The sequence below is a fragment of the Bradyrhizobium sp. AZCC 2289 genome, assembly GCF_036924615.1.
Classification (GTDB): domain Bacteria; phylum Pseudomonadota; class Alphaproteobacteria; order Rhizobiales; family Xanthobacteraceae; genus Bradyrhizobium.
Genome location: NZ_JAZHRY010000001.1, coordinates 7046594 through 7072615 on the forward strand (window position 1 = coordinate 7046594; position 26022 = coordinate 7072615).

Consider the following 26022-nt stretch of genomic DNA (forward strand, 5'->3'; position numbering starts at 1 on the left):
GGCGATCGCCGGGGGAAGCGTCTTTTGGATCGAGTTTTCGACCTCGCTATCATTGGAGGCGGCGTTAATGGCTGCGGCATCGCGCGCGATGCGGCGGGCCGGGGCAACTCTGTTTTCCTTTGTGAAATGAACGACTTGGCTAGCGGGACGTCGTCCTGGTCGACCAAGCTCGTGCATGGCGGCCTGCGTTATCTCGAATATTACGAGTTCCGGCTGGTCCGCGAAGCCCTGATCGAGCGCGAAATTCTCTGGCAGATCGCGCCCCATATCATCCGCCCGCTGCGTTTCGTTTTGCCGCACCACGCAGGATTGCGCCCAGCCTGGCTGCTCCGCCTCGGGTTGTTCCTGTACGACCATATCGGCGGCCGCAATCTGTTGCCGCCGACGCGTTCGGTCGATCTCGTCCAAGACGAGGTGGGAAAGCCGCTGATCCCAAATCGGTACGTCAAAGGTTTTGAATATTCCGACTGCTTCGTCGATGACGCGCGGCTGGTCGTGCTCACCGCACGAGACGCGGCCGATCGCGGCGCCGAAATCCACACGCGCACGCGCGCGGTCGAGATACGGCAGGCAGACGGCATCTGGCAGGTCACGGTCGAGGACGCCGCAAGCGGCGTTCGGCAAACCATCAAGGCGCGGGCGCTGGTCAATGCCGGCGGCCCCTGGGTCGAGAACGTGCTGGCATCCGGTGCCGGCGTCAACGCGCGGGCAAAAGTGCGGCTGGTGCAGGGCTCGCACATCGTCGTGCGAAAACTCTACGCGCATGACCGCGCCTACATGTTCCAGAACGCCGACGGCCGCATCATCTTCGTCATTCCCTACCAGGACGACTTTACGCTGATCGGCACCACCGATCGCGATTACGATGGCGATCCGGCGAAGGTAAAAGCCTCGAGCGAAGAGATCGAATATCTCTGCGCTTCCGCCAGCGAGTATCTGGCCAAGCCGGTCTTGTCCGAGGACGTGGTGTGGACCTATTCCGGCGTCCGCCCGCTCTATGACGACGGCGCCAGCGACGCCAAGGCGGCCACCCGCGACTATGTGTTCGAACTCGATACCCCTGGTGGCGCGCCGCTGCTGTCGATCTATGGCGGCAAGATCACGACCTATCGCCGCCTGGCCGAAGAGGCGCTGGAGCGGCTGTCACCCTATCTGCGCAGCGCCAAGGCGCGCGAAGGCTGGACCGGCAAATCGCCGCTGCCGGGCGGCGATATCGACGTCTCGGCGGTCGCGGCGCTATCGGCCGAACTGGTGCGCAAATATTCATTTCTCCCGACAGCGCACGCCAACCGGCTCGCACATGCCTACGGCACCCGCGCGAGCAAAGTGCTCGGCACTGCGAAATCGATGGCCGATCTCGGCCAGTCGTTCGGCGCCACCTTGACGGAAAGCGAAGTCCGGTACCTGATGGCGAATGAATGGGCCCGCACCGCCGAAGACATCGTATGGCGGCGATCCAAGCTGGGACTGCGACTGTCGGCCAGCGAAATCGCCGCGCTCGACGAATGGATCGCTGTTCATCGCGTTTCCGGCGAACGTCCCTTGCGTGAAGCGGGAGGACGGACATGAGCGTCACGCTCGAAAACGTCACGCGAACGGTGGACGGCATCCCGACCATCCGCGACGTCTCGCTGACGCTCGATCGCGGCACGCTGAGCGTGCTGCTGGGACCCACGCTTTCGGGCAAGACCTCGATCATGCGGCTGCTTGCCGGACTCGACAAACCGACCACGGGCCGCGTGTTGGTCGACGGCAAGGACGTCACCGGTTTCGACGTGCGGCAGCGCTCGGTCGCGATGGTCTATCAGCAGTTCATCAATTATCCCTCGCTGACCGTCTATGAGAACATCGCTTCGCCATTGCGGGTGCAGGGCAAGCCGCGCGATGAAATCGACAAGCGCGTGCAGGAGGCGGCAAGCCTGTTGAGGCTGGAGCCGTATCTCAAGCGTACGCCGCTGCAATTGTCCGGCGGCCAGCAGCAGCGCACCGCGATCGCGCGCGCGCTGGTCAAGGGCGCCGATCTGGTGCTGCTCGACGAGCCGCTCGCCAATCTCGATTACAAGCTGCGCGAGGAATTGCGCACCGAATTGCCGCGCATCTTCGAAGCCTCCGGCGCGATCTTCGTCTATGCGACCACGGAGCCCTCGGAAGCCCTGCTGCTCGGCGGCGACACCGTCTGCATGTGGGAAGGCCAGGTCCTGCAGGCCGGCGACACGTCAAAGGTCTATCGCCACCCCGATACGCTGCGCGTCGCGCAGGTATTCTCCGATCCGCCGCTCAATATCGTCGGCATCGAAAAGAAGAACGGCTTTGTGCAATATGCCGGCGGCATCAAGGCGCCAGCCGCCGGGCTCTATGCTGGTCTGGCCGATGGTCCCTATCGCGTCGGCTTCCGCGCGCATCAACTGGAGGTGGCCAACGGCATCGCCGGCCGCCATGCGTTCCAGGCCACGGTGACCGTGACCGAAATCACCGGTTCGGAAAGCTTCGTGCATCTCAACCGCGGTGCGTCGAACTGGGTCGCGGTGCTGCATGGCGTGCACGAGTTCGAGCCGGGCCACGTGCTCGATGCCGCGCTCAATCCCGACAATGTCTTTGTGTTCGACGCGGCCGACCGGCTGGTCGCAGCGCCCAAAGCGTTTTCAAGCGAAGTGCGTAGCGGTTCGCGTGAAGAAAACGCGTCAAAAAACAGCTCGGGCGATGTGAGGGAGATTCCGCATGGCCCGCATTGACCTCGTCGATCTCGCGCATTCCTACGGCGGCAACGATGCCGCTCCCGAATCATTCGCCCTGAAGCCGATCTCGATGACCTGGCGGCAGGGTGGCGCCTACGCGCTGCTCGGCCCCAGCGGCTGCGGCAAGACCACGCTCTTGAACCTGATCTCCGGGATTGTGACGCCGTCGCGCGGAAAAATCCTGTTCGACGGTGCCGATATCACGCCGCTGTCAACCCAGAAGCGCAATATCGCGCAAGTGTTCCAGTTTCCGGTGATCTACGACACCATGACGGTCGGGCAGAACCTCGCATTCCCCTTGAAGAACCGCGGCGTGCCGAAAGCCGACATCGATGCGCGCGTCAAGGAGATCGCCGACCTGCTCGATCTCACGCCCTATCTGAAGCGCAAGGCGACGCGGCTGACCGCGGACGCCAAGCAGAAGATCTCGCTCGGCCGCGGCCTGGTCCGCTCTGATGTCGCAGCCGTCTTGTTCGACGAACCGCTGACCGTGATCGATCCCGAATTGAAATGGCAGTTGCGCTCGAAGCTGAAGGCGCTGCATCGCGAACTAGATTTGACGATGATCTATGTCACCCACGACCAGACCGAGGCGCTGACCTTTGCCGACACCGTCGTCGTCATGCATGACGGCCGCGTGGTGCAAAGCGGCACGCCGGCGGAACTGTTCGACAAGCCGGCGCACACCTTCGTCGGTTACTTCATCGGCTCGCCCGGCATGAACATCGTGCCGGCGGAAGTCAGTGGACGCGAGGCGCGGATCGACGGCCACGTCATCGGCCTGCATCGTAATTACGGCGTCTTGCCATCCAGCGCCAAGATCGAAATCGGCGTGCGGCCGGAATTTGTCGATGTCGCAGCCCCGGCATCGGGCCTGTTGTCGGCCACCATCGAGCGCATCGACGACCTCGGCCGCATCCGCTTCGCCCGCGTCCGCGTCGGCGATACCAAGTTTAACGCGCGCGTGCCGCCGGGATTCTCGATCCCCGACAACACCGCCGGACTGGTCTTCGATCCCGGCCACGTTCACGTCTATGCCGACAGCGTTCTGGTCGAGGGGGTTGCCTGATGGACAAGACCATTAACCAAAAGGCCTGGTTCCTGGTGCTGCCGGTGTTTCTGGTGGTGGCGTTCTCGGCGATCCTGCCGTTGATGACGGTCGTGAACTATTCGATGCAGGATACCTTCGGCAACAACCAGTTCTTCTGGAACGGCGTCGGCTGGTTCAAGGAATTGCTCGATCCCTCCACCGACCTCGGCGGCCGGTTCCTGGCGTCGCTGGGCCGCAATTTGTTCTTCTCGGCGGTGATCCTTGCGATCGAGGTGCCGCTCGGAATTGTGGTGGCGCTGTCGATGCCGCGCGAAGGCTGGAGCGTCGCGGCCTGCCTCGTGATCCTGGCGCTGCCGCTTTTGATTCCATGGAACGTGGTCGGCACCATCTGGCAGATTTTTGGGCGTCCCGACATCGGGCTGCTCGGCTACACGCTCAACGGTCTGGGGATCAACTACAACTACGTCTCCAACGACTTCGATGCCTGGGCCACCGTCATCGTGATGGATGTCTGGCACTGGACCAGCCTGGTCGCGCTGTTGTGCTACGCCGGACTGAAATCGATCCCGGATGCCTATTACCAGGCCGCCCAGATCGACGGCGCCTCGCGCTGGGCGGTGTTCACCGCGATCCAGTTGCCGAAGATGAACCGCGTGCTCCTGATCGCCGTGCTGCTGCGCTTCATGGACAGCTTCATGATCTACACCGAGCCGTTCGTGGTGACCGGCGGCGGACCCGGCAATTCGACGACGTTCGTGTCCATCGAACTGGTGAAGATCGCGCTCGGGCAGTTCGACCTCGGTAAGGCCGCAGCACTCTCGCTGGTCTATAATTTGATCATCCTGATCGTGTGCTGGATATTCTACACCGTCATGACCAACGCCGGCGCCGAGCGCGCGCAAAAGCAGGGAGTCGCGTGATGCATTCGATTCCCGGCCGCCGCATCATCATCTCGGCCTTCCTGATCTTCCTGCTGTTGCCGATCTACTGGCTGGTCAATATGAGCTTCAAGACCAATTACGAGATCGTCTCGACCATGACGTTGTGGCCGCACCAGCCGACCATTGCCAATTACATGCGGATCTTCACCGACGAAAGCTGGTATTCCGGCTACATCAATTCGCTGAAATATGTGGTCATCAACACCATCATCTCGATCTCGGTCGCGCTGCCCGCGGCCTACGGGTTCTCGCGTTATCGCTTCCTCGGCGACAAGCATTTGTTCTTCTGGCTGCTGTCGAACCGGATGGCGCCGGCCGCGGTCTATGCGCTGCCGTTCTTCAATCTTTATTCGGCGATCAATCTGTTCGATACGCCCTGGGCGGTCGCGCTCGCGCACTGCATCTTCAATGTGCCGCTGGCGGTCTGGATCCTGGAAGGGTTCGTCTCCGGCGTGCCGCGCGAGATCGACGAAACCGCGTTCCTCGATGGTTACTCGTTTCCGAAATTCTTCGTCAAGATCCTGGTGCCACTGATCGCAAGCGGCATCGGTGTCGCCGCGTTCTTCTGCTTCATGTTCTCCTGGGTCGAATTGCTGCTGGCGCGCACGCTGACCTCGGTGGCCGCCAAGCCGATTTCCGCGGTCATGACCCGGACCGTCTCCGCGGCCGGAATGGATTGGGGATTGCTGGCTGCAGCCGGCACCCTGACCATCATCCCCGGTGCGCTGGTGATCTGGTTCGTCCGCAATTACATCGCGCGCGGTTTCGCGCTCGGCCGGGTCTAGAGGAGGCATCAGATGGAAAACATCGCATGGATGGCCTGGACACTCCCGACCGCGATCTTCTTCGTGCTGCTGTCGTCGACGCTGGGTGTGATGACGTGGCTGGCGGTTGCCTATCCCGAAGCCGAACGCGTCGGGATCCTGCGCATTCCGACCACGCGCGGCGACCGGTTGTTCATTTCATTGATTATGACCGCCGTGATCCATCTGTTGTGGGTCGGATTGGTCGGTACCGACACAATCGTGACGATTCCGGTCGGAGAGGGGATTGAATTGTCGAGCCTGTGGCTCGCCACCGTGATTTCGCTTGTTTCGGCCGTTGCGATCTTCCGCACCGTCTGAGCAGCGAAAAAGAGCAGATCCGGGGGCAACCCGGGCCTGAATATATGTTTGTCGCTGCAACGGAGGAAACAACATGCGACACTTTGAGAGAAGTAAGGGACCCATGACCAGGACCCGCGTCTTGATGATGACAAGCACGGTCGCGCTGATGGCAGCCTCGGCTGCGATCACTGCGCCGGCGCGTGCGGACGAAGCTGCCGCCAAGAAATGGATCGACAGCGAGTTCCAGCCTTCGACGCTGTCCAAGGACGACCAGATGAAGGAAATGCAGTGGTTCATCAAGGCCGCCGCTCCCTTCAAGGGGATGGAGATCAACGCCGTCTCCGAAACCCTTACCACGCACCAGTATGAATCGCAGACCCTTGCCAAGGCCTTCGAGGAAATCACCGGCATCAAGGTCAAGCACGACATCATCCAGGAAGGTGACGTCGTCGAGAAAATCCAGACCCAGATGCAGTCCGGCAAGAACGTCTATGACGGCTGGATCAACGACTCGGACTTTATCGGAACCCACTTCCGTTACGGTCAGGCCGTCGACTTGACGGAATGGATGGACAAGGAAGGCAAGGACGTCACCGACCCGATGCTCGACGTCAACGACTTCATCGGCAAGTCGTTCACCACGGCGCCGAACGGGCACCTCTACCAGTTGCCCGACCAACAGTTCGCGAACCTCTATTGGTTCCGCTACGACTGGTTCTCCAACCCCGACTACAAATCCAAGTTCAAGGCCAAGTACGGCTACGACCTCGGCGTTCCCGTGAACTGGTCGGCCTATGAGGATATCGCCGAGTTCTTCACCAACGACATCAAGGAGATCAACGGCGTCCGGGTCTATGGCCACATGGACTACGGCAAGAAGGATCCGTCGCTGGGCTGGCGGTTTACCGACGCGTGGTTGTCGATGGCCGGCAACGGCGACAAGGGTATCCCGAACGGTCTTCCGGTCGACGAATGGGGCATCCGCATGGAAGGCTGCCGTCCGGTCGGCTCGAGCGTCGAACGCGGCGGCGACGTCAACGGTCCGGCGTCGGTCTACTCGATTGTCAAGTACCTCGACTGGATGAAGAAATATGCTCCGCCGCAGGCGCAAGGCATGACCTTCTCCGAATCCGGTCCGGTACCGTCGCAAGGCAATATCGCCCAGCAGATCTTCTGGTACACGGCTTTCACCGCCAACATGGTGGAGCCGGGCATTGCCGTCATGAATGCGGATGGCACGCCGAAGTGGCGCATGGCTCCGTCGCCGCACGGCTCCTACTGGAAAGACGGCATGAAGCTCGGCTACCAGGACGTGGGCTCGGCGACGCTTCTGAAGTCGACCCCGGTCGACCGCCGCAAGGCGGCCTGGCTCTACCTGCAGTTCATCGTCTCCAAGACGGTGTCCTTGAAGAAGAGCCATGTCGGTCTCACCTTCATCCGTGAGTCCGATATCTGGGACAAGTCGTTCACCGAGCGCGCGCCGAAGCTCGGCGGCCTGATCGAGTTCTACCGCTCGCCCGCGCGCGTGCAGTGGACCCCGACCGGCAACAACGTGCCTGACTATCCGAAGCTTGCTCAATTGTGGTGGCAGAACATCGGCGATGCGTCGTCGGGTGCGAAGACGCCACAGGCCGCGATGGACTCGCTCGCCGCAGCGCAGGACTCGGTGATGGAACGTCTGGAGAAATCCGGCGTCCAGGGCGCCTGCGGACCGAAGCTGAACAAGAAGGAATCGGCTGAGTACTGGTTCGCGAAGTCGGCCAAGGACGGCAACATCGCGCCCCAGCGCAAGCTGGCAAACGAGAAGCCGAAGGGCGAAACCGTCGACTACGACACGCTGATCAAGTCGTGGCCGGCCTCGCCGCCGAAGCGCGCTTCGAACTGAGTTCTCCCGATATCGTCATGGCCGGGCTTGACCCGGCCATCCACGACTTACATTGAGAAGCAAGACGTGGATGCCCGGCATCGCAGACAAGTTTACGCAGTCTGCGCAAAGCAGACTGCTAAGGCCGGGCATGACGGAGAGAAAAACGAGAGGCCGGGAGCAATCCCGGCCTTTTTTCTTTGCAATGGCGGCTATCATCGGCACCATATCGGCGCGACTCTGGGAGCTCCACCATGCGCATGATCTTCCGTTGCGATCCGCAGCTTGCCGATCATCTGCCGCGGCCGGTTGCGGCGCGTACCGCGCTGCCCGACTGGCTCCGCGCCATGCCTTCGAAAGCGCATTCAGAAATCCACGGCCGCGACATCCGTACCGTGAAGCAATGCCCGCCCTTCGTCGATGCGATGGCCTATGGGGTCATGGTCCTGTTACCCTGCGACGTCGTGGTCGATCGCGGCGCGTTCTCCTGGAATTGGGATATTCCGGAACCCGCCACTTCAGGGCATCCGCGCGCGCCGTTGAGCTTTCACGTCGCCGCGCAGCTTGCGGGCGCGCCGTTTGCCGAGGGCACGCAAGCTGCCATCAAGTTCAACAGTTTCTGGACCATCGAGGTTGAGCCAGGCTGGTCGCTGTTTGCGACCCATCCCGTCAATCGCGATGAGCTGCCGTTTCACTTGATTTCCGGATTAGTCGATGCCGACCGCTTCCACGACGGCGGCATCAATTTCCCGGCGATCTGGACCCAGCCCGATTTTTCGGGGGTCTTGCCCAAGGGCACGCCGGTGGCGCAATGCTTCGCGGTGCCGCGCGCCACGCCGCAACTCGTGTTCGAGAGTTTCGATGAGGCGCACAGGGAGGCCTATTCAAAAACCGTTGCGGACGTGCTGGCCACGCCCAACGTTTACCGCAAACATTTTCGCGCGCGGCGAGGGCGGGCATGATCCCGAAAAGCTGACACGCCAGCTAACCGCCAAGTGAGCGGCGCAGCGATGCCTCGTCGAGCCACAGGCGGCCGTGGGGCGCCGATGTCAGCGCCATCGCGATCGTGCCGAATGTTTGGGGGCGCAGGCGATAGGCTTCGGCGTAGGCGCGCATCGCGCCGTCGAGATCGCCTTTCTCCTGCAGCACGACGCCGAGATTGAGCGCGGCCTCGGCATGGTCGGGCTTTTTTTCCAGCGCCTTGCGGTAGGCGGTGACGGCGCCGTTGGGGTCACGCAAATCCTGGCGCGCGAGGCCGAGATCGAACCAGACGGACGCCGGAGCGTCATTTTTCGCGGCGCGTTCGAGCAAGGTCGCGGCGGCGGCATGGTCGCCGTCCTCCCATGCCAATCGTCCCAGCCGCGCCGCGGCCTCGGTGTTTGTTGGAACCACTTCCAGAATGGCCCGCCACGCGGCGCGTGCCTGCGGCCGCAAGCCCGCCTGGTCGAGCGTCCGCGCCTTTTCCAGGAACGCTTCGCGTTGCGGCGCAAGCGCGATGGCCCGATCGAGATGCGACAGCGCGCCGTCAAAATCCCCCGCGGCGCGGGCGATACGGGCGGCGAGCAGATGCGCCGCCGCATTTGCTGGCTGCTGGGCAAGGCTTGTCTCGACATGCGCGCGGGCTGGCTGAACCTCGCCGCTGGAGAACAGCACCGCAGCAAGAAGGTGATTGAGCATGGGATCGCGGGGCTGGCGGGCCAATCCTTCTTCACAGAGCTTGCGCGCCTCGTCGGGTCGGCCGGAATTAAAGGCCGTCGTAGCCCTGCGAACGACTTCCTCGGCGGTGTGCTTGCTCATCTCGAACACATTAAAACAAAACAACGCCGCTGCAAGACAAGGCCGATCGTGAGCCGTCGCGAAAAAGGCCGGGAACGAATCCCGGCCTCTGTCTTCCGTCATCGCGAGCGAAGCGAAGCAATCCATCGTGAAGGAAAGAGTGGATTGCTTCGTCGCTACGCTCCTCGCAATGACGCCGAGAGCCGTTACTGCGCCGCCTCCGCCGCTTCCAGCGTCGGATAATCCGTGTATCCCTTGGCGCCGCCGCCGTAGAACGTCGCCTTGTCGAACGCGTTCAGCGGTGCGCCCTTCTGCAGGCGTTCGACCAGGTCGGGATTTGAGATGAACGGTTTTCCGAACGCAATCAGGTCGGCCTCGTTGGCGGCGAGGACCTTGGTCGCCAGTTCGAAGTCGTAGCCATTGTTGGCGACATAGGCCTGCTTGAAGCGCTTGCGCAGCGAAGCATAGTCGAACGGCGCGACGTCGCGCGGACCGCCGGTGGCGCCTTCGATGACGTGGATGTAAGTCAGCTTCAGCGCGTTGAGGTGATCGACGATGTAGTCGAACAGCGGCTGCGGATTTGAGTCGGAAACATCGTTGGCCGGCGTCACCGGCGAAATCCGGATGCCGGTCCGTTCGGCCCCTGCTTCCGCCGCGACGGCTTTCGAGATTTCCAGCATCAACCTCGCCCGGTTTTCGATCGATCCGCCGTAGGCATCGGTGCGCTTGTTGCTGCCGTCTTTCGCGAACTGGTCGAGCAGATAGCCGTTGGCGCCGTGGATCTCGACGCCGTCGAACCCGGCCGCAAGCGCATTCGCGGTGCCGCGTTTGAAGTCTTCGATGATCCCTGGAATTTCCGAAAGCTCGAGCGCGCGCGGCTCAGAGATGTCGGTAAAGCTGTTGTTGACGAACGTCTTGCCCTTGGCGCGGATCGCCGACGGCGCGACCGGTGCGCCGCCATTTGGCTGCAGCGAATTGTGCGAGACGCGGCCGACGTGCCAGATCTGGATGAAGATGCGCCCGCCGCGCTCATGCACGCGGTCGGTGACCTTGCGCCAGCCTGCGACCTGTTCTTTTGAGTAGATGCCGGGCGTGTCCTGATAGCCCTGGCCCTGCTGCGACACCTGGCTGGCTTCGGTGATCAGGAGGCCTGCCGAGGCCCGCTGGGCGTAATATTCCACCGCCAATGGGCTCGGCACCATGCCCGGAGGAACGGCACGGTTGCGCGTCAAGGGCGCCATCACGAAGCGGTTGGGCAGCGTGAGCGGGCCAAGCTTGTAGGGCTCGAACAGTTTGATCGGTTGGCTCATTTGTTCTTTCCAAGGGAAGTGACTGACCCAGGAGATTTGTGCATTGCGGCGGCAAGCGCAATGCCCAAGCCATTCGGGATGTGCAGATTAGCTGCGCACGATCCCGGCCATGTGGCCGGCATCGAGGAACAGCGTGTGCGCGTTGACGTAGGAGGATTCGTTCGAAATCAGGAACAGCGCAGCATAGGCGACCTCCCAGCCGGTGCCCTGGCGGCCGAACGGCACTGTCACCGCGCGGTCGGTCCGCCGGCGGCTGGCAGCGACAGGCCGGAGGATATGCCGACGTTAAGCGCCAGCCCGTCGAGGCCGCCGAGTTTGTTTGGCGCAGCGCTCCACGGCGGGCGCGATCGCGGCGACATCGGAAACGTCGACCACGTCGGTAAAGGCCTTGCCGCCTTCGGATGTGATCCGCGCCACCGTGTTGTCGGCGGCCTCCCTGTTTATGTCGATGCAGGCGACCGACGCGCCTTCGCGTGCGAACAACACCGACATCGCCCGCCCGTTGCCGATCGGCGGCTCCTCATCGATGATTTTGCGCTGGCCGGAGCCGACCACGATGATGCGGCGGCCTTCGAGCCGGCCGTGGCTCCTGGCAAGGCCCAGCGATTCCGCGTGCAGCGAGGCGGAGGGATCGATCTGTTTCGGCGCGTGCGTGGTGGTGGACAGGGTTTACTCCCTCGGCTTTTGTTCTTTGTATTCCGTCATTGCGAGCCAACGGGTCGCGCGAATGCGCGCCCGATGATAAACTCCGCGAAGCAATCCATACGGTCACGAAGCAAGAATGGATTGCTTCGTCGCGGAGTTTATCATCGGGCCGGCCAAAGGCCGGACCCGTTGGCTCCTCGCAATGACGGGAATCTCTGACTTCGTCATTCCGGGATGGTCCGAAGGACCAGACCTCAGATGCGCAATTGCGCATCGGGGAATCTCGAGATTCCGGGTTCAGCCCTGCGGGCTGCCCCGGAATGACAGCGAGTCTTTAGCTCACGCCGAGAAAATCGCGCTTGCCGATCTCCACGCCGTTATGGCGCAAAATGCCGTGGGTGGTGGCGGCATGGAAGTAGAAATTCGGGAAAGCAAAGCGTGAGACGAATTGCTGGCCGCTGAGCGTCATGCTGTTGCTGGGTCCGATCGGGAAGGTGACGTCCCTGGCGTCGGCGCCGTCGAACTGCGCCGGCTTGAACGATTTCACATAGTCGATCGTCTTCGCCAGCCGCTGCTTCAATTCCTCAAACGTCTTTTCGGTATCGGGCGTGGTGGGCACTTCGCTGCCGGTGAGACGGGCGCAGCTCTTGCCGGCGAAATCGCAGGCGATCTGGATCTGTTTGGTCAGCGGCAGCATGTCCGGGTAAAGCCGCGCGCCGAGCAGGACGTCGGGCTGGATGTTCTTGGCCTTGCAATGCGCTTCGGCCTTGGCGAGCAGGCCGGAAAGGCTGCCGAGGATCTGGAGGAAGGCCGGAACGGTGGCGTCGTAGAAAGACATCTGATTCTCTTTTCGTGTTGTGGAATTTCATTCAGTGCAGGGTAACGCTGCTCGAAGTGGGGCGGCTGGAGATGAATTACAACTCTTAAACGCGGTTTGACCTGGTCAAATATTCTCTCGCCGCGATGTCTTTGTCCGGCCTTGCATCGCACCGTTTCAACCGATCGCTCCAGATATCGCCAGCCGATCACGTGTTGTTCATAGCGCTTCCAATGTGAAGCTTCTCACAGTCCGCTGGGGTCGACGCGTGAGAAAAGCACCATCCTGAGTTGAGGAGATTTTCACAAACCAGAAGGACAACATTCATGACCGATCAAGCTGCAGCATTGACGCACGCCGTAGCCGTCACCCGTAACTCCGACGGGAGAATCGAAATCTTCGGGGACGGCACCAACAAGGCGCTTTGGCATATCTGGCAGGAGGCGCCGCACGCGGGACCATGGTCGACCTGGTCATCGCTCGGCGGCGGTCTTACCAGCGAACCCGCCGCGATCGACAATTCAGACGGACGACTCGAGGTGTTCGTGCGCGGCACCGATAACGCGCTCTGGCACATCTGGCAGATGGTGCCGCACTCCGGACCGTGGTCGGCATGGTCCTCGCTCGGCGGCGGCATCACCAGCGATCCGGTGGCCGCGCTGAATTCCGACGGGCGGCTGGAAGTGTTCGCGCGCGGCACCGACAATGCGCTCTGGCACATCTGGCAGACGGCGCCGCATGCCGGGCCGTGGTCGTCATGGGCGACCCTCGGCGGCGGCATCACCAGCGATCCGGCCGTGGCGGTCAATTCCGACGGACGGCTCGAGGTGTTCGTGCGCGGCACCGACAACGCGCTCTGGCACAATTGGCAGACGTTGCCGCATGCCGGACCGTGGTCGGGATGGGCGTCGCTCGGTGGAATCATCACCAGCGATCCGGAGGTGTTCGTCAACTCCGATGGGCGCCTCGAAGTATTCGCCCGCGGCACCGACAACGCGCTCTGGCATATCTGGCAGACGGCGCCGCATGCCGGGCCGTGGTCGGGCTGGGCCTCGCTTGGCGGCGTCATCACCAGCGATCCGGCGGTGGTCGATAATTCCGACGGCCGGCTGGAAGTGTTCGCGCGCGGCACCGACAGCGCGCTCTGGCATATCTGGCAGGAGGCGCCGCATGCAGGTCCCTGGTCGGGCTGGGCCTCGCTTGGCGGCGCGATCACCAGCGATCCCGTTGCGATCGATAATTCGGATGGGCGGCTGGAAGTGTTCGCGCGCGGCACCGACAGCGCGGTCTGGCACATCTGGCAACAGGCGCCGCATGCGGGCCCGTGGTCCGGCTGGGCGTCCCTGGGAATGTGATCAACAATCCGGTATAGGCGCGCGGCTCGCCTCTCCTCGCCCGCTGGCGGGGAGAGGGAGCTTTAATTCATCGCGCCCGGACGCGGCCCACCGCGCATCCGCGCCAGCAGTTCGGCGGTCGGCCAGGAGTCTGCGGGCAGACCATATTTGACCTGCATCGTCTTCACTGCGGTTCGGCTTTGCTGGCCGAGCACGCCGTCGACCTTGCCGACGGTGAAACCCGCGCGCACCAGCAATTGCTGCAGCTCGCGGATCTCGTTGAAGGGTAGTTGCACCACCGGCGCCGACGGCTGCCGCATCGGCGCTGCGCCCGCGATGCGGGTCGCGAGATAGCCGGCGGTGGTGGAATAGATCAGCGAATTATTCCACTCGGTGTAGGCGGCGAAATTCGCATACGCCAGGAATGCCGGCCCGGTGCGGCCCATCGGCAGCAGCAGCGACGAGGGCATATCGTCGTTCGGCAACGCCTTGCCATCCGGATAGGTGACGCCCAACTGCGTCCATTTCGACCGCGGCAGTTTTATCGTGAGGTCGGCTTGCTCCCACGGTAGATTCTGCGGCACGCGCACTTCCTGCAGCCAGGGTTCGCCGCGCCGCCACTTCAAGCCGTTGGCGATGTAGTTCGCGGTCGAGCCGATCACGTCCGGCGCGCTGCTCAGGAGATTGCGACGGCCGTCGCCGTCATAGTCGACGGCGTAGTTGAAATAGTGCGTCGGCAGAAACTGCGTCTGGCCGAGTTCGCCGGCCCACGAGCCGACCATCTCGGCGGGCGAGAGATCGCCGCGGTCGATGATCTTGAGCGCCGCGATGGTTTCGTTCTGGAACATCTCGGAGCGGCGGCAGTCATAGGCCAGCGACACCAGCGAGCGCAGCGTCGGCTGATTGCCCATGTTGGCGCCGAAATCGCTTTCAAGACCCCAGAACGCCGCGATCACCGCCGGCGGCACGCCATATTCCTTCTCGGCGCGCGCGAACGCCGCGGCATAGGTTTTGATCCGGGCCTGGCCCTGCTGCATCCGGTACACGGCGGCCATCCGCGCGGCGAATTGGGTGAACACCTGCCCGAACACGCGCTGGCCACGGTCGCGGTTGACGATGCCCTGGTCGTAGACGAGGTCGGGGGACGCTTCCGCCAGCGCGCGCTGCGACACGCCGGCAGTGGCCGCCTGCGCTTTCAGCCCGGTGAGGAAGCGGTCGAAGCTTTCGCCGTTATGGCAGGAGGCGGCGCGCGGGGAGGGGGCAGTGGCGGTTTGGGTCGGTATTCCCGGCGGTCTTCGAGCCGCGGGTTTGGCCGTGGCTGCGGGTCGAACCGGGGCTGGGGCCGGCTGTGCCGGCGCTGCGGACAAAAATGCCAGCGATGCCGCAATCGTTGTGATCGCAACTCGAATTCCAAACGAAGAGGTCCGCATCAATCTCACCGGCTCAAGGGACTGGGAAGTCGCGCGCCTTCAATACTACAGCTGATACGCTTGGCGCATTTGTTCGGGCTTTCAGCGCGGGATGCCGAGGGACTTGCGGGTTTCAAGGATGAATCGTCAGCAATCTCAGAATGTTAAGGACCGATAACGGGGCTCCTGGAATCTTTTCATATTAACAAAGGGTTACCGGCGGCGCGTGACCAATCGGCCACGGTCGGGAACAATTCGACCTCTGACGCCACAGTTGTCCCCCGAGGACGCCGTATCGCGTGCCGTGTGGTTCCCGGTTGACAGCCGGAACCAAGCGATCCTGCTAGGTTGACGATGAGGGACATATCTTGGGCTCACAGACTGGGCGCATCAATTTGGAGATTTTCGTGAAAAAACTCGTTGCCGCATTATTATTCACTGTCGCGCTTGGCGCCGCCACCGCATCGGCGGCCGACCTTGCGCCCCGGACCTATAGCAAGGCGCCCGTTATGGTCGCCCCGGTCTATAACTGGACCGGATTTTACGTCGGTTTGAATGCCGGCGGTGCCTGGAATGAATCCAATGTGACCACTTCGACGGTCTTCGCACCGTTTCCGTTCGGATATTTTGCCGCCACCAGCGTCCCGGCGATTGGGACGGTTGGCAACCAGAACATCAACCGCTCCGGTTTTACCGGTGGCGCGACCGCTGGTTATAACTGGCAGATCAGTAACGCTGTGCTCGGCGTCGAAACCGACTTCAATTATTTCGGGATCAGGGGATCGTCCACCGGCACCGCACTTTACCCGTGCTGCGCGCCGTCCACCTTCACGGTCAATTCGTCGGAGTCCACAGATTGGCTTTGGACCCTTCGTGGCCGCGCCGGCTTCCTTGCCACGCCAGCCCTCCTGCTCTACGGCACCGGCGGTCTGGCCGTCGCCGATGTGAAGGCCAGTTACCTCTTCACCGATACCTTCGGCCCGGCCCGCGAATCCGCCGCGATCTCGACGACCCGCTATGGCTGGACCGCAGGTGCCGGCGGCGAATACGCCCTGATGAACGGCTGGTCGATCAAGGCCGAATATCTCTACGTCGATCTCGGCCGGGCCAGCGCGACCAGCACCAATCTGGTTACTCCGACCGCTTTCCCGAGCAACGTGTTCACCCATACGGTCAACCTGCGATCGAACATCGGCCGGGTCGGCATCAACTACAAGTTCGGCGGCCCGGTCGTCGCCAAATACTGATCGACGCACTGATCGAAGTACTGATCTCCCGACTGCGACTGACAAGCTAAAGCCCCGGCATCGTCCGGGGCTTTTTTGTGCGGTTTGATGGCGACCGGCGCGGAGGAGAGGTCGCAAAAGAATCGGCCTGTGATACTCCTTGCGCATGAACACGGCCCACGCACCAACCCTGTATCTTCTCTGCGGAAAGATCGCGGCCGGGAAGTCGACCCTTGCACTGCGCCTCGCCGCGCGCCCGGCGACCCTACTGATCAGCGAAGATCACTGGACCTCTACACTGTTTGCCGATGACCTGAAGACCATCGAAGACTATGGCCGCTATTCGGCGCGGCTTCGCGCCGCGATGGCGCCGCACGTCGTCGATATCTTGAGGCAAGGCCTTTCCGTCGTGCTGGATTTTCCGGCGTGCTGGATTTTCCGGCCAACACGGTGCGCAATCGCGAATGGATGCGGTCGTTGATCGTACAGGCCGATGTAGCCCACGAGCTGCATCACCTCGACGTTCCCAACACGGTGTGCAGGCAGCGGCTTCGCCAGCGCAATGCCGGTGGCGCGCATCCGTTCCAGGTCAGCGATGCGGAGTACGATCAGTTCATGCGCTACTTCGTTGCTCCGGGACTCGACGAGGGTTTCAACGTCGTCGTTCACACGGCCTGATCGGTCGGTCGCGGTGACGCCGGCGCGTGGCGCTCAGGACGGCGGCGCCGGGATCAGCCCGTAGCGCAGCATCGTCTCTTTCATCCTGGCCGGATCGGGTGCGGCGGCCGACAGCAGGCCGGCCATGTCCTTGAAATATTGCGGGCCAAGCACACCCGGGCTCAGGACGCAGAGGCAACTGGCCGGCCCGGTCGAGCGGTTCGTGAATCCGTGCACGACGCCGCGCTGGATGAAGACGGTCTCGCCGGGCCCCAGATCGACATCCTTGCCGTCGATCCGCCAGGTCGAGGTGCCGGTCAGTCCGTAGATCGTTTCATCCCAACGATCATGATAATGCGGAATAGGCATCCGCGCATTCGGCTGCAGCGTCATCTCGAACATATCGAGGCTGCCGCCGGTGTCGTCCTTGCTTTGCAGGAAATTAAACTGCAGCGAGCCGAGATTGATGGTTTCGGGCATGGCGATTTTATCCAACGAGGGAGGGCAACAATAGCGCGTGGGGCGGATTCGCAAAGCGTGGTTCGTCGCTCTGCGGCAATAGATGGCAGCCCACTGCAGATCGACTCTTTTCGGGAAGTATCATTTAATGTTGGCAGGTGTAGGGATTTTTCATGCGATCATTTCTTTTGCTGGGGTTTTCATGCGCGTTGCTGCTGACCGCCGGCCATGCCTGGGCTGAGGATCGTCCGCCGGAATGGGCCTATCCGGTCAATCCGCCCGGTTTCAAGCTGCCGCCCGATGACGGCAAACCGCGGCAGGTGCCGGACAGTCCGGTCCAATACAGCTTGGCGCAGACCCGCGACCGGTTTTTCGCCCCCGACTGGCACCCGGCCGACCACCGTCCAATGCCGGCCGTCGTGGCAACGGGTCGAAAGCCCGATGTGTTCGCCTGCGGCTTTTGTCATCGGGCGGACGGCCCCGGCGGTCCGGAGAATGCCAGTCTCGCGGGCCTTTCGGCTGATTACATCAGGCAGCAGATGGCGGATTTCAAGAACGGCCTGCGCAAGACGTCCGTTCCGGAGCGAGGCCCGCCGCAGCTCATGATCGCGCTCGCCAAGGCGGCAACCGACCAGGAGGTTCGCGCCGCGGCGGAATATTTCGCCACGCTGAAACCGCGGGCGACGATCAGGGTGGTCGAGACCGATACGGTTCCGAAAACCTATGTCGCCGGCTGGTTTCTGGCCGACGCCAAAACCGGCGAGCGCGAGCCGATCGGCAACCGCATCATCGAAATCCCGGAGGACCTCGCGCAATTCGAAAACCGCGATGCGCGCTCGCGCTTCATCGCCTATGTGCCGATCGGCAGCATCCAGAAGGGCAAGGAGCTTGTGCGGGCTGTCATGGCCCGGGCCTTGCTGGCGTCGGCGGCATCCCCGCCATTGCCGGCCGTTCGCCGAGTTACGCCGTCCGCCAACTCCATGATTTCAAGTCCGGCGCGCGCGCCGGCAGCGGCAGCGAGTTGATGAAACCCGTCGTGGAAAAAATGACGCTGGAAGATATGGTCCCGCTCGCCGCCTACGCGGCTTCATTGCCGCCTGACGGCGTGTCAGCGAGCAAATGATGCCGGCGCCTAACGGAGTAGGCCTCCGCCGGATGCGATAGGCCCGCCGCCGTCAATAGCGTGTCAATCGAATGTCATGAGCGGCCATTAGCTTCCGCGGCGTACTATCGGCTTTGCAACAATTTGAAAATCAGGAGAAGGCCATGCGTCATAAACGCATTTTCGGCACCGCGATTCTGTTGCTGCTCGGCGCAGGGCTGCAGGTGGGAGGATCGGCGAGGGCGCAGGCCGCGTGCGGGCTGCAATCCACAGACAACCGCATCAAGCATGTCGTGCACATCCAGTTCGACAACGTGCATCTGCGGCGTGACAATCCCAATGTGCCGTCGGACCTCGAGCAGATGCCCAACCTGCTCAACTTCATGCAGAATAACGGTGTTGTAAGCGGCAATCATCACACGCCGCTGATTTCGCACACCGCGACCGACATTCTTACCGTGCTGACCGGCGCCTATGGCGATCGCATGGGCGTACCGGTCGCCAACAGCTATGGCTTTTTCCGCAACGACGGTTCCGTCGGCTTCTCCAGTTCGTTTCTCTACTGGACCGCGCTCAGCGCCGACGGCAAACCGGAACTGATCGATGAAAACGGCAAGACTTTTCCGGCCCCGTGGGCGCCGTTTACCCGTGCCGGCTGCGACGTCGGCGCTTTCTCGATCGCTAATATGGAATTCGAGAGTCTGCCGGCCGACGTCCGCACCGTGTTCGGGACGGGCTCGCCCGAGGACGTGGCGGTTTCGGCGGCACTTGCGCTGCCGCGCACGCCCGCCAACGCGCCCGCGCGCCAGGCGCCGAACACCGACTATCTCGGCATTGCCGTGCATTGCGCGCAGGGTAGCCAGCTCTGCAACAACAGCCACGCCCGCGCCGATGCGCTGCCGGACGAGCCACAGGGCTATGCCGGCTTCAAGGCCCTGTTCGGCAACGTGAATGTGGCTCCGGCGCTTTGCGCGGCGGCGCCAGCCGGTTGCGACGGCAGCGGCAACGTCAGGGATACCGATGGCGCGGTCATTGCCGACGCCTACGGCCGTCCCGGCTTCCCCAACATCTTCAGCCCGGTGGCCAAGCAGTCGCTCGGTTATGCCGCGACCATGCTCGAAGCCGGCATACCCGTCGTCTACGTCTATTTGGCTGACGGGCACGATCGGAACCCGGTGCCGCTGGACCCCGCGACCAATCTGCCGGGTCCGTCGCGCGCCTTCGGCGCGGGTGAGGCGGAATACGTCGCGCAGCTGAAAGCCTACGACGTCGCCTTCGGCAAGTTTTTTGCTCGCCTTGCCGCCCACGGCATCACCAAGGACAACACCCTGTTCTTCGTGACCGCGGACGAGAACGATCACTTCGTCGGCGGCGCACCGAGCCCGGCCAATTGTGATGGCATTCAGGTGCCCTGCACCTATGCGCAGATCGGCGAGATCACCACTTTCCTCGATCGGCTGCTCTTGACCCAGCGCAGCAATACGACGCCCTTCGATATCCACTTCGACGATGCCCCGACCTTCTATATTCACGGCAATCCGGGGCCGACGGATCCGCTGACGCGGACCATGGAACGCGATGTCGATGCGCTGCAGGTGACGAGCCCGATCACCGGCCGCCTCGAAAAGCTCAACGCTTTCCTGGCTGACCGGGCGGAAATGGGCCTTCTGCACATGATCACGTCGAACCCGGCGCGCTCGCCGAGCTTCACCATGTTCGGCAATCCCGATTACTTCAACACGACGTCGTCGGCATCGACCGGGCAGGGCAAGGACTGTTCGCAGGCACCTGCCTGCGTCAGCGAGAGTCCCGGCTTCGCCTGGAATCACGGCGACGTGCAGAAGGACATCACGCGCACCTGGATGGGCATGGTTGGACCCGGCGTCAATCGCTCCGGACGCGACGACCATGTGTTTTCGGATCACACCGACCTTCGCCCGACCATGGTCGCGCTGGCCGGCCTGAAGGACGACTACACCCACGACGGCCGGGTGCTGATCGAGTTCCTCGAGGATCACGCCCTGCCGCGCGCGCTGCGGCGGAGCGAGAACTTCCTCGAGCTGGCGCAGGTGTACAAGCAACTCAACGCGCCGCTCGGCTCGGTCGGCCTCGACAGCCTCCACTTCGCCAACCGTTCGATCCTGAGCGACGATGCCGCTTACGGAAAGTTCCTCGGCGAGATTGCCGACATTACGGCTCAACGTGACGCGCTGGCCGCCGAGATCAAGCCGATATTGGATGCGGCCGCTTTCGACAATCAGCCCATCAACGAGCGCCAGGAACAACAGCTGGTGCACCGCGCCCGCGCGATCATCGATCGGGTGTCCGACCTTGCCCATGATGACCACGACCGGGAGCATCACTGATCTTCATGTGGCATCCATCCGCCGATGAGCGTGAAAACGGCAGTTCGGGGCCGTCACGATCATTTGCGCTACGATGCCGGCGTGTTGCTTTGCCGATGATCCTGGTTGCGCTTCTCGCCGGCAGCGGCAACCAGGCGTTTGGGGAAGTGCTGGTCGAAGGGCAACCGGATGCGGTTCATATCGACGCGCGCGATGTGCCGCTTCGGGAGGTGCTCGACGCGCTGCGCGCGAAATTCAACTTTCAATATCGCAGCAACGACGCGCTCGACACCCGCATGACCGGCACCTTTAACGGCCCCCTGCCGCGTGTTACCGCGCGCATCCTCGACGGTTACGATTTTGCGGCAAACATCGCGGCGCAAAATATCGATGTCCTGATCCTGCGGCAGCACGGGCCCAACGCCATCGCGCCGGCTGTCGCAATAGCCAAAAAATCGCCGGCGCCGGTCATGACCGCAGCGCAAGCCAATCGCTACGAACGCGGACTGGCCCGGTAGAGTTCGCGTTTTGCATTCCACATGTTGGGCATTTCCTGTGCGAATCCGCCGGATCGCGACCTATTCAACAAGGCGTCACAAATGTTTCTTCTGGCTGTGATCGAGCTCTGAAAAGTTCCGCGCGGCAACCGCTTGGTTGCCACTCGCAATCCTCAATATCCCCCATTCAACTCATTCTTCAGGAGGCGATCCCGATGCGTTTGCCAACAACTTTGGGCTTGGTTTCCGCTCTGGCGCTGATGTGCGCCGGCGCAAGCGCCGACGACCGGCACGGCCGTGATTCCGACGATTTCCATCGTGTTCCCACCGCGACACCGATCAAGCATGTCGTCGTCATCTTCCAGGAAAACGTCTCGTTCGACCATTATTTCGGGACCTATCCGAACGCCCTCAATCTGTCCGGCGAGACGCCGTTCAAGCCATCGCCGCGCACGCCAAAGGTCAACAATCTCGTCAACCCGCTTGACGTGAACCACGATTTCAAGCTGTTGAGCGGCGTCGACCTTCTCAGTAACAACCCCAACAGCGTTGCCACCAATCCGGTTAATCCCGTTCCCCCGTTGACCGGCGGCGTGGCCAACAAGAACGGCAGCAACGCATCGAATCCATTCCGGCTGTCGCCCGCGCAGGCGCTGACCGCGGATCAGGGCCACAACGAAAGCCCCGAGGAGAGCGCGTACGACAACGGCCACATGGACGGTTTCCCGGTCTTCGTCGGAACCGGAGGCACGCCGACCGGCACCGGCAAGTCGCTGGTGATGGGCTATTACGACGGCAACACCGTCACCGCGATGTGGAACTACGCCCAGAATTTCGCCTTGAACGACAACAATTACACCACGCAATTCGGTCCTTCGACGCCTGGCGCGATCAACCTGATCTCGGGCCAGACCAACGGCTTTGCCGCCACCAAGAACGTGTTCGATCCCGCCGATCCCACCGGCAAGACGCTGCTGCACGGCACCCACGAAGCGTTCGGCGATGCCAACAAGACCGCCGACAACGTCACCGAAATCGGCGACGGAGATCCGCTGCAGGACGTCTGCTCGAATCCGGCCATCGACCAGGTCACCATGGCAGGCAAGAACATCGGCGATCTCCTCAATGCCAAAGGCATCACCTGGGGTTCGTTCATGGGCGGTTTCGATCTCACGGCCGTCAACGCCGACGGTTCTACCGGCTGCTTGCGGCATACCAACCCGACCGCGCCGGGCACGCCTGCGTCCACATCGGTCGATTACATTCCGCACCACGCCTGGTTCCAGTACTACGCGTCGACCCGCAATCCGACCCATGCCCGTCCGAGTTCGGTCGACGCCATCGGTCACAGCCTGATCCCGCACACCAACACGCCGGATCCGGCCAACCACAACTACGACATCAACGACTTCTTCACCGCGCTCAAAGCGCACAAGCTGCCGGCCGTGAACTTCCTGAAGGCCCCGGCCTTCGAAGACGGACATGCCGGCTATTCGGACCCGACCGACGAGCAGCATTTCCTGGTGCGGGTCATCAACGCCCTGCAGCAGAGCCCGGAATGGTCGGAAACCGCCGTCATCATTCTCTATGATGACAGCGACGGCTGGTATGACCATCAAATGCCGCCGATCGCCAATCCCTCGTTCAACCCGGCCGTGGACACGCTCAACGGTCCCGGCGTCTGCCAGACCAGCAATGGTTTTCAGCAGGACGAGCCCGTCGCGACCACGCCGCTCTTGGGCAACTCCGGCAAGCCGGCGTGGGGGCGTTGCGGTTATGGAACGCGGATGCCGCTGTTGGTGGTGTCGCCCTTTGCGAAACGCAACCATGTCGATCACACCCTGACCGACCAGACCTCGGTGCTGCGGTTCATCGAGGACAACTGGCTGTCCGGCGAGCGCATTCAGCACGGTGGCTCATTCGATGCCATCGCCGGACCGCTCAACAACATGTTCGACTTCGACGATCGCGGCGAAGGCGGCCCGCGCAAGCTGCTGCTCGACGAAAAGACCGGTGTCGTGGTCTCGGCCTCCGGCGGCGAGGACGACGATCATCATCGGCATTAAAACCTTGGTCGGTTGACGCGGCGGCTTTGCGTCAACCGACATCCACTCCGGATCAGACTTTCCCTCGAAAGCGTTCCCGGAGAGCAGGCGGACGGCAAGCGTGCTGTTTCCGGTGAGAAAGTTGTCCTCGCCGGAAACATGCAGGTGTTTTGTCGTCTACTGCTCGCGAATGCCGATCCGTTTTGCCAGCCCGCGCATCTCCGCCATCGTGCATTTCTCCAGGGTTTCGCGGGCGACGGAATTGGCCTCGTTGCGGCTCTTGGCGAGATACCGCGTCATCGCTTGTCCCTTGATCGGCACCGCGCCGAGCCGGCGGGCCTGGGCATCGCCGAAAATCGAGGAGTAGGGCAGAAGTCCATAGATCCTGCCGCCCAGCAGCAATTGCCTCAGGGTTTCCGGGCTTTCCAGTTCGAGCCGAATGTCGAGTGTTGTGCCTTCCCTGACCGCGGCGTTCTCGATCAGCTGGCGCGGCCGGTTATGCTTGTTGATCATCACCAGCGGGAGACCCCCGAGACTGCCGACATCGAGGCTGCGTTTCTTCAGACGAGGGTCATCGGGGCGGCCGACGAGGTAGAGCGATTCGGTGAACAGGCGCGTGTATTCGAGCAGCGGGTCGGGCGGCGGATCGGTCACGATCGCAAGGCTGAGTTCGCCGCGCCGGAGCTGACCGAGCACGTTCGATGTCCAGCCTTCGAGCAGGCTGAGGGTTACTTTCGGGTAGGATTTCAGAAACGTCAGCGCGAGTTTGCTGAACAGCAGCCGCCCGATCGAGGGCGGCGCCGCCAGCGACGCTGGGCCGCTCGGCACATGCGCCTCGATCTGCAGGCTCTCCTTCAGTCGGTCGACTTCGCCCAGAATGTGTTGCGAGCGTTCCAACAGCCGCTGGCCCGCCGCGGTCAGCCGTACGCCGCGCCGGACGCGATCGAACAGAAGAAAGCCCAGTTCGCGCTCGAGATGCTGGATCTGCCGCGTCAGCGCCGACTGCGCGACGCGAAGATCGTCGCTGGCTTTGCGAAAATTCTCCCGCCGCGCGGCCTGAATGAAATAGCGGAACTGGCGCAGGTCCATTTTTATGATGCCGATTTGCGATCAATCTGATGACAATTCAACATTATCGCAATCCAGAGCGGGGTGCTAATTCTATTCCCGGATGGTCCCGGCACCTCCAAACCGCCGCATATGACGGCGGGCAGTCGGGCGTCCGGGGAGAGCAATGGCCGACGTTTCGCTCGACGCTCAAGGCGCCGTTCAGGGCAGTATTTCGGGCGGAATCCGGCAGGCGGCCCATGATCGCGCCAAAGCCGATGCGCAGGACTGGATCAGCGGAATCGAGCAATCCAACCTCACGCCGCGCTATTATCTGACGATCGCCCTGCTGGTCCTGCAGGAGATGTTCGAGTTCTACGATTTCTTCCTGGTCGGTTACCTGGTCTCGGTGCTGGCGCCGGGCTGGCATCTCACTTACGGCCAGAGCGCGGTGATGCTGCTGTCGTCCGGGGTCGGCGCCATCGCAGGCTCGCTGGCCGGCGGTCTGCTCGCCGACAGGGTCGGGCGCAAGAAGATGATCTGGGGCGGCGGCCTGATCTTTTCACTGGGCGCCGCCGGATGTGCGCTGATCCCGGACGGCGCCTGGATCCTGTTTTCGATCCTGCGCTTCGTCGTGGGCTTTGGGTCGATCGCGGCGGTGACTGCGCAGAATCCGCTGGTCGTCGAAATGACGCCGACCCGGTACCGCACCTTCGTTTCCAGCATGATGGTGGCGCCGGTCGCGCTCGGCACCATGTTCGCGGCGATGATTTCGGCGAGCCTGCTGCCGGTGATCGGCTGGCGCGGGGTCGCGGCCACCGGGGCGATGCCGATCGTGACCTCGCTGTTGTTTGCGCTGATTGCGCCGGAGTCGGTGCGATGGCTGCTGTCGCGCGGCCGCAATGCCGACGCGCGGCGTGAGGCGGCAAAGTTGCTCGGCGTTGCCGAAGCCAGCATCACGCTGCCGAACGCGGTTGCGCCGATCCGGAAGCCGGGGTCGTTGTCGGAGCTGTTCCAGGACCAGCAGCGGTTCTGGTGGGTCGTCGTGATCTGGACCGGGATTTCGACCGGCACCTATGGTGTGATTCTGTGGGGACCCACCATCCTGTCCCAGCTCCTGAAGATCACCGCGCACGAGGCCGCGCATTATTTCGTCTATGCCAGCGTCGCCTCGATTATCGGCCGCGTGCTGTTTTCGGTGCTGCCGCTCTATATCGGGCGCCGCCGCGCCGCCCTGGTCGGAACGTTCCTCTCCGTCCTGGTCATGCTGGCGATTTTCGCGTTCTATCGCGAGTTCATCGCCGGCTGGTCGGTATTCGCGCTGCTGGTGATCTTCGGCGCGGCCTTCTACAGCGGCTCGTTCTCCAACATGTCGCCGTATGTGGTCGAAGTGTTTCCGGTCTCGCTCGGCGCCCGGGCGTTTGGACTGGCGCAGGCCGCCAACGGCGTTGGCAAGATTCTCGGACCGGTTTGCCTGGCGCTGATCGCCGGAAGCAACGACGTGGTTTCGCCGAAAGCAACCGCGGACGCGATCGCGCCGGCGTTCCTGTTCCTGGCGGCGTGCGAATTCGCGGCGCTGATCGCGATCTTCGCCTATCGCCGCGAGCCCCATGGCAAGCCGATGGAGATCGGATAATTCACGGACGCAAATGCCAA

26 protein-coding genes are annotated in these 26022 nt (G+C 62.6%); 18 read left to right on the forward strand and 8 right to left on the reverse strand.

The window, feature by feature from the left end; translation table 11 throughout:
• The first annotated feature begins 24 nt into the window (after positions 1–24).
• The 8 genes from glpD (at position 25) to V1289_RS33530 (ending at position 8659) form a co-directional block, all read left to right on the forward strand.
• Positions 25–1569, forward strand: coding sequence for a glycerol-3-phosphate dehydrogenase (gene glpD / locus V1289_RS33495; protein WP_334402456.1), 1545 nt, complete (start codon positions 25–27; stop codon positions 1567–1569).
• The gene (locus V1289_RS33500; protein ID WP_334402458.1) at positions 1566–2732 is read left to right on the forward strand and encodes an ABC transporter ATP-binding protein; all 1167 of its coding nucleotides are present in this window, start codon (positions 1566–1568) and stop codon (positions 2730–2732) included. The genes glpD and V1289_RS33500 overlap by 4 nt, the downstream gene beginning before the upstream one ends.
• A complete protein-coding gene (locus V1289_RS33505) occupies positions 2719–3804 on the forward strand; it encodes an ABC transporter ATP-binding protein (RefSeq protein ID WP_334402460.1) in 1086 nt (361 codons plus the stop codon). Before V1289_RS33500 ends, V1289_RS33505 begins: the two co-directional genes overlap by 14 nt.
• Positions 3804–4706: a carbohydrate ABC transporter permease gene (locus V1289_RS33510; protein ID WP_334402461.1), complete on the forward strand. Its 903-nt coding sequence runs from the start codon at positions 3804–3806 to the stop codon at positions 4704–4706. Before V1289_RS33505 ends, V1289_RS33510 begins: the two co-directional genes overlap by 1 nt.
• Positions 4706–5512 carry a carbohydrate ABC transporter permease gene (locus V1289_RS33515; protein ID WP_334402462.1) on the forward strand — a complete coding sequence of 269 codons (807 nt, stop codon included), beginning with the start codon at positions 4706–4708 and terminating at the stop codon, positions 5510–5512. The genes V1289_RS33510 and V1289_RS33515 overlap by 1 nt, the downstream gene beginning before the upstream one ends.
• Positions 5513–5524: 12 nt before the next feature.
• On the forward strand, positions 5525–5851 hold the full coding sequence (locus tag V1289_RS33520; protein ID WP_309182981.1) for a DUF2160 domain-containing protein: 327 nt from the start codon (positions 5525–5527) through the stop codon (positions 5849–5851).
• Between the two features lie 73 nt (positions 5852–5924).
• Positions 5925–7718: an ABC transporter substrate-binding protein gene (locus V1289_RS33525; RefSeq protein WP_334402465.1), complete on the forward strand. Its 1794-nt coding sequence runs from the start codon at positions 5925–5927 to the stop codon at positions 7716–7718.
• A gap of 233 nt (positions 7719–7951) precedes the next feature.
• Positions 7952–8659, forward strand: a complete 708-nt coding sequence (locus V1289_RS33530) for a hypothetical protein (protein ID WP_334402467.1) — start codon at positions 7952–7954, stop codon at positions 8657–8659.
• Between the two features lie 22 nt (positions 8660–8681).
• Here the strand turns inward: V1289_RS33530 and V1289_RS33535 are convergent, their stop codons facing one another.
• From V1289_RS33535 to V1289_RS33555, 5 genes are all read right to left on the reverse strand, one after another.
• Complete coding sequence (locus tag V1289_RS33535) at positions 8682–9494, reverse strand: tetratricopeptide repeat protein (protein WP_334402468.1); 813 nt, start codon at positions 9492–9494, stop codon at positions 8682–8684.
• A gap of 185 nt (positions 9495–9679) precedes the next feature.
• Entirely contained in the window at positions 9680–10783 is a 1104-nt protein-coding gene (locus tag V1289_RS33540; protein WP_334402470.1) for an alkene reductase, read from the reverse strand.
• An 87-nt stretch (positions 10784–10870) separates the two neighbouring features.
• Positions 10871–11014, reverse strand: coding sequence for an SDR family oxidoreductase (locus tag V1289_RS33545; RefSeq protein WP_334402472.1), 144 nt, complete (start codon positions 11012–11014; stop codon positions 10871–10873).
• Between the two features lie 54 nt (positions 11015–11068).
• Positions 11069–11275 carry an SDR family oxidoreductase gene (locus V1289_RS49925; RefSeq protein WP_442896210.1) on the reverse strand — a complete coding sequence of 69 codons (207 nt, stop codon included), beginning with the start codon at positions 11273–11275 and terminating at the stop codon, positions 11069–11071.
• A 487-nt stretch (positions 11276–11762) separates the two neighbouring features.
• Positions 11763–12266: a DUF1993 domain-containing protein gene (locus tag V1289_RS33555; RefSeq protein WP_334402476.1), complete on the reverse strand. Its 504-nt coding sequence runs from the start codon at positions 12264–12266 to the stop codon at positions 11763–11765.
• A 305-nt stretch (positions 12267–12571) separates the two neighbouring features.
• Between V1289_RS33555 and V1289_RS33560 the strand changes: the two genes are divergently transcribed.
• Positions 12572–13600, forward strand: a complete 1029-nt coding sequence (locus V1289_RS33560; protein WP_334402478.1) for a hypothetical protein — start codon at positions 12572–12574, stop codon at positions 13598–13600.
• Positions 13601–13662: 62 nt separating this feature from the next.
• Here V1289_RS33560 and V1289_RS33565 read toward each other — a convergent pair whose 3' ends face one another.
• Positions 13663–15009, reverse strand: a complete 1347-nt coding sequence (locus tag V1289_RS33565) for a lytic murein transglycosylase (protein WP_334402480.1) — start codon at positions 15007–15009, stop codon at positions 13663–13665.
• Between the two features lie 386 nt (positions 15010–15395).
• On the opposite strand from V1289_RS33565, the gene V1289_RS33570 reads away from it, so the two are divergent.
• From V1289_RS33570 to V1289_RS33580, 3 genes are all read left to right on the forward strand, one after another.
• Positions 15396–16235: an outer membrane protein gene (locus V1289_RS33570; RefSeq protein WP_334402482.1), complete on the forward strand. Its 840-nt coding sequence runs from the start codon at positions 15396–15398 to the stop codon at positions 16233–16235.
• A gap of 145 nt (positions 16236–16380) precedes the next feature.
• The gene (locus V1289_RS33575; protein ID WP_334402484.1) at positions 16381–16695 is read left to right on the forward strand and encodes an AAA family ATPase; all 315 of its coding nucleotides are present in this window, start codon (positions 16381–16383) and stop codon (positions 16693–16695) included.
• Positions 16665–16892 (forward strand): AAA family ATPase, encoded by a 228-nt coding sequence (locus tag V1289_RS33580; protein WP_334402486.1) that lies wholly within the window; start codon positions 16665–16667, stop codon positions 16890–16892. Before V1289_RS33575 ends, V1289_RS33580 begins: the two co-directional genes overlap by 31 nt.
• A 33-nt stretch (positions 16893–16925) precedes the next feature.
• On the opposite strand, the gene V1289_RS33585 is transcribed toward V1289_RS33580, so the two are convergent.
• A complete protein-coding gene (locus V1289_RS33585; RefSeq protein WP_334402488.1) occupies positions 16926–17351 on the reverse strand; it encodes a cupin domain-containing protein in 426 nt (141 codons plus the stop codon).
• A 152-nt stretch (positions 17352–17503) separates the two neighbouring features.
• Between V1289_RS33585 and V1289_RS33590 the strand changes: the two genes are divergently transcribed.
• The 5 genes from V1289_RS33590 to V1289_RS33605 all read left to right on the forward strand — a co-directional run bounded on the left by V1289_RS33590 (position 17504) and on the right by V1289_RS33605 (position 23340).
• The gene (locus V1289_RS33590) at positions 17504–18355 is read left to right on the forward strand and encodes a c-type cytochrome (RefSeq protein ID WP_334402490.1); all 852 of its coding nucleotides are present in this window, start codon (positions 17504–17506) and stop codon (positions 18353–18355) included.
• The gene (locus V1289_RS49930) at positions 18271–18453 is read left to right on the forward strand and encodes a c-type cytochrome (RefSeq protein WP_442896211.1); all 183 of its coding nucleotides are present in this window, start codon (positions 18271–18273) and stop codon (positions 18451–18453) included. The genes V1289_RS33590 and V1289_RS49930 overlap by 85 nt, the downstream gene beginning before the upstream one ends.
• Positions 18454–18596: 143 nt before the next feature.
• Positions 18597–20798 (forward strand): hypothetical protein, encoded by a 2202-nt coding sequence (locus V1289_RS33595; RefSeq protein WP_334402491.1) that lies wholly within the window; start codon positions 18597–18599, stop codon positions 20796–20798.
• 89 nt (positions 20799–20887) lie between these two features.
• Positions 20888–21295 (forward strand): hypothetical protein, encoded by a 408-nt coding sequence (locus V1289_RS33600; protein ID WP_334402492.1) that lies wholly within the window; start codon positions 20888–20890, stop codon positions 21293–21295.
• 194 nt (positions 21296–21489) lie between these two features.
• Entirely contained in the window at positions 21490–23340 is a 1851-nt protein-coding gene (locus V1289_RS33605) for a phospholipase C (RefSeq protein WP_334402494.1), read from the forward strand.
• Positions 23341–23496: 156 nt separating this feature from the next.
• Here the strand turns inward: V1289_RS33605 and V1289_RS33610 are convergent, their stop codons facing one another.
• Positions 23497–24408 carry a LysR family transcriptional regulator gene (locus V1289_RS33610; protein ID WP_334402496.1) on the reverse strand — a complete coding sequence of 304 codons (912 nt, stop codon included), beginning with the start codon at positions 24406–24408 and terminating at the stop codon, positions 23497–23499.
• 145 nt (positions 24409–24553) lie between these two features.
• Between V1289_RS33610 and V1289_RS33615 the strand changes: the two genes are divergently transcribed.
• On the forward strand, positions 24554–26002 hold the full coding sequence (locus tag V1289_RS33615; RefSeq protein WP_334402498.1) for an MFS transporter: 1449 nt from the start codon (positions 24554–24556) through the stop codon (positions 26000–26002).
• The last annotated feature ends 20 nt before the right edge of the window (positions 26003–26022 follow it).